The following is a 3,512-nucleotide window of genomic DNA, read 5'->3' as shown; positions in this document are numbered from 1 at the left end:
GAAGGGGCTGATGCGCCGACTCGGCAGTAAACCAGAAGCTCAAGAAGGCAGATGCGTGCGAGGCGACATCTTCGGCCCCCGCCGCGGCCGCTTCCCAGCCCCCCGATAGATGAGCGCGACGACGCGGCCGCGATGCGGCCGGAAGGACTCCAGATAGTCGCGAAGCCGATCGTCGTCCCACGGCTTGTTGGTCAACGCCCACCCGACATCCTTCGCGAGATGGTAGTCACCGAAGCTGACCGCGTCCGGATCACCGAGGGCCCGCTGACGCACCTCGGCGACGGTCCATTCGCCGATGCCCGGGATGGTGGTGAGCCGCCGCTCGACCTCCTCGCCGGGAAGCCCGGCGGTGCGCTCGACGGCGCTCGCGACCCGGGCCGCCTGGAGGACGGCCTTGGAGCGGGCCGGGTCGACCGGCAACCTCAGCCAGTCCCCGCTCGGGATGGAGCGCAGGGTCTCCGGTGACGGCTGCAGGCGCAGCCCGTGGTCGGCACCGGGGCCCGGGGCGACCTCGCCGAAACGCCGCACCAGGTTGCCGAAGCCACGGAACGCCTCGTTGCTGGTCACCTTCTGCTCGATGATCGAGGGCACCAGCGCCTCCATCACCAGCTCGGTGCGCCCGAACCGGGGCACCTCGAAGCGCTCGAGCAACGTCGTGAGCAGCGGGTCGTCGGTGCGGAACTCCTCGGGACGGTCGTCGGCCCCGAGCAGGGCCGGAACCTGCTCCAGCGCCCATTCGGCGCCCTCGCCCCACGCCTCGGACTCGACGTCTGCGTCGCGCTGGCGCAGCCTGAGCGTGGCAGGTCCGTGCGGCGTACGGACGGCTCGCCAGTGGTCCTCACCGATGATCTTGTACGTCGGATCGCCGAGCCCGCGTCGCAGCGGCCGCAGCATCGAGGCGAGGCCCACCGCATAGCCCGGACGGACCGTCCGCTGCGCACTCATGTGTCGAGGTTAGCCCGCGGGAAGACGCGGCTCGTGGTCAGATGTGTCGCCCGGCCGGACGGGTCGCGGCCGGTGAACCCGAAGACGTGGTGCGCGCCGTGCAGTGCGTCGGCGGTGACGACCTGGTCGACGGCGTACGGGAGGACCTCGTAGCTCTGCGGCTGGTCGCCGATCGCGGCCGCCTCGGGACCGGGGATCTCCTCGACCCACAGGCGCCCGTCAGGGGTCCGGCGCAGCGTCCAGTCGACGATCCGGGCACGGTAGGTGCCCAGCAGCCGGTCGGCGTCGAAGCCGGCCGGCGGCTGATCGGGTGGCACCGGGTCGGCAGCGATGCGTACGCCGACGAGGTCGTGGAGGAGGTGGCCGATCACGTCGTGGTAGAGCCCGTAGGTGTCGCCGCCGTTGGTGAGGAGCGCGACCGCGAGGCCGTGCTCGGGCACCATCCGGAAGAACGCCGACTGCCCGATCGTCTGACCGTCGTGGCCGACGATCCCCTGCCCGGTGTCGTCCAGGGACCAGCCCAGGCCGCGACCGTCCGACCGGGTCGAGGCGGGATGGTCGACCTGGCGTTCGAGGACCTCGGCGCAGGAGGCGGCCGAGACGACGCGGGCGCCATCGGCGGCCACGCCGCCGGCCAGATGCATGGCGGCGAAGCCGAGCAGGTCGCGTACGCGCATGGAGAGCATCGCGCCGACAGGCCCGCTGGCGCGGGCCATCCCCCAGGACGGCGCCGGGCGGAGGACGTGCTCGGGACCGGGGTCGATGTGGCCCATCGCCGTACGGAACCGGATGGCGTCGTAGGGCGTCGTGGCGAGATGGGTGAGACCCAGCGGCGCGGCCAGGTGCTCGTGGAGGGCGCGGTCCCAGGTGGTGCCCCGCAGCACCTCGACCAGCCGCCCGAGCACCGCGAAACCCGCGTTGGAGTAGGAGAACCGCTCCCCCGGCGCGAAGATCTGCGGCAGGTCGCCCATCGAGGCGACGAACCTCTCGACCGCGTCGTCGCCGGGTCCGTGGTCGGTGAAGATGTCGCCCTCGAAGCCTGCGGTGTGCGAGAGCAGGTGGCGGACCGTGATCGTCCGCGTCGCCTCCTCGTCGGCGACCCGGAAGGACCGCAGGTGGCGACTGATCTGGTCATCGAGCCCGATCCTGCCCTCGTCGACGAGCTGCATCACCAGGTCGGTCGTCCACAGCTTCGTGATCGAGCCGACCTGGAAGAGCGAGTCGGTGGTCGCCTCGATGCCGGTGTCGAGGTTGAGGATTCCGCTCGCGTGGTCGACGACCTGGCCGTCGAGGAGGACTCCGACGGCAGCGGCCGGCACCCGGCGTCGTTCCATGAGTATGGGCAGCTCGTCCTGGAGCCAGGTGCGGGTGGGGGCGAGGGACATCGGGCAAGACCTGCTCACCGGTCGTTCTCGGCCAGGACCGTGAGCGCTCGCTCGAACGCGGCCCGGTCGGCCGGTTCGAGATCGGCCAGCAGCTCGGTCTCCATCGCAGCGATGGCCTCCCGGCAGCGGCGGAGGACCCGGGACCCGGCGGGGGTCAAGGAGACGATCCGGTTGCGGCGGTCGTCCGGGTCTGGCTGGCGCTCGACCATGCCCTCGGCCTCGAGGCGGTCCAGGTTGCCGATCAGCCGGGTCTTGTCGCGTCCCGTGGTCGCGGCCAGCTGTGCCTGCGTGGGTGCGTCCGAGTCGGCCAGCGCGGTCAGCACCGCGTAGTCCCACATCTCCAGCCCGGCGGAGTCGAGGATCGGCTTCTCGCGAGCCATCACCTCGCGCATCAGACGGGACAGCAGGAAGCCGAGCTCGGGTCGATCCACCGCAGAATGCTAACCGGTCGACAGATCGTATACATCTGCTTACGATCTACGCATGCTTACTTTCAAGGAGATGCTCACGGAGTACGACCGCGCGCTCGACGATACGACCGCCCTCGCCGCCGCAGCCGGCGACCTCACCGTTCCCACCCCTTGCGAGGGCTGGGACCTCGCCGACCTGTTCGGCCACATGGTCGGACAGAACCTCGGCTTCGCGGCGGCAGTCACCGACGGCGACGCGCCGGTCGCCGCGTACGCATCGGTGTCGGTGACCGCCGAGGACGTCGGCCGCCGTTGGGAGGACTCCGCCGTCCGGGCTCGGGAGGCGTTCGGCGCCGCCGACCCGGAGGCGACGATCCACCTCGCCGAGTTCGGCTTCCGTCCGACCGTCGCGGTCGCGCTGGGCATGCAGCTGCTCGACGCCGCCGTCCACGCCTGGGACGTCGCGACGGCTCTCGGGCGCAGCTATCAGCCCCCGGAGGCCACGGTGAGCCTCGTGCTCGGCCTGGCCCGGCAGATCGCCGGTACGCCGGGTGGGACGCCGGTGTTCGGCGCGCCGCTCGACGAGCGCGGAGACGATCAGTGGGGTGACGCGCTGCGTCTCTTGGGGCGCGACCCGGAGCGGCACGTGGCGGTGTAGCGCAAGGGTGGTCTCGACCCGCTTCGCGGGTTCGCAAGCTCACCCGCTGCGCTGCGGTCAGGGGCCACGCGCCGTCCGGGGGCAGGGCGTCGAGGGCGGCGGCCAGTGCGGAGG

4 protein-coding genes are annotated in these 3,512 nt (G+C 71.6%); 1 reads left to right on the top strand and 3 read right to left on the bottom strand.

Going from position 1 to position 3,512, the window contains the following annotated elements:
• Positions 1 to 39: 39 nt before the first annotated feature.
• The 3 genes from ACFVJS_RS27075 to ACFVJS_RS27065 are packed head-to-tail and all read right to left on the bottom strand — an operon-like array spanning position 40 to position 2,761.
• Positions 40 to 945 (bottom strand): DNA-3-methyladenine glycosylase family protein, encoded by a 906-nt coding sequence (locus tag ACFVJS_RS27075; RefSeq protein WP_378886653.1) that lies wholly within the window; start codon positions 943 to 945, stop codon positions 40 to 42.
• Positions 942 to 2,330: a serine hydrolase domain-containing protein gene (locus ACFVJS_RS27070; RefSeq protein WP_378886652.1), complete on the bottom strand. Its 1,389-nt coding sequence runs from the start codon at positions 2,328 to 2,330 to the stop codon at positions 942 to 944. Before ACFVJS_RS27070 ends, ACFVJS_RS27075 begins: the two co-directional genes overlap by 4 nt.
• Before the next feature lie 14 nt (positions 2,331 to 2,344).
• Positions 2,345 to 2,761 carry a MarR family winged helix-turn-helix transcriptional regulator gene (locus tag ACFVJS_RS27065; protein ID WP_378886651.1) on the bottom strand — a complete coding sequence of 139 codons (417 nt, stop codon included), beginning with the start codon at positions 2,759 to 2,761 and terminating at the stop codon, positions 2,345 to 2,347.
• Between the two features lie 52 nt (positions 2,762 to 2,813).
• Here ACFVJS_RS27065 and ACFVJS_RS27060 point away from each other — a divergent pair, with 52 nt between their 5' ends.
• A complete protein-coding gene (locus ACFVJS_RS27060) occupies positions 2,814 to 3,398 on the top strand; it encodes a TIGR03086 family metal-binding protein (protein WP_378886650.1) in 585 nt (194 codons plus the stop codon).
• The last annotated feature ends 114 nt before the right edge of the window (positions 3,399 to 3,512 follow it).

This window comes from Nocardioides sp. NPDC057772 (genome assembly GCF_042798075.1).
Classification (GTDB): domain Bacteria; phylum Actinomycetota; class Actinomycetes; order Propionibacteriales; family Nocardioidaceae; genus Nocardioides.
Note: the sequence above shows the minus strand (reverse complement) of the source record. Positions and strands in the feature narration are given on the sequence as shown.

Coding starts and splice junctions, on each gene's coding strand:
- ACFVJS_RS27075 (WP_378886653.1), bottom strand. CDS start 945: ATGAGTGCGCAGCGGACGGTCCGTCCGGGCTATGCGGTGGGCCTCGCC.
- ACFVJS_RS27070 (WP_378886652.1), bottom strand. CDS start 2,330: ATGTCCCTCGCCCCCACCCGCACCTGGCTCCAGGACGAGCTGCCCATA.
- ACFVJS_RS27060 (WP_378886650.1), top strand. CDS start 2,814: ATGCTTACTTTCAAGGAGATGCTCACGGAGTACGACCGCGCGCTCGAC.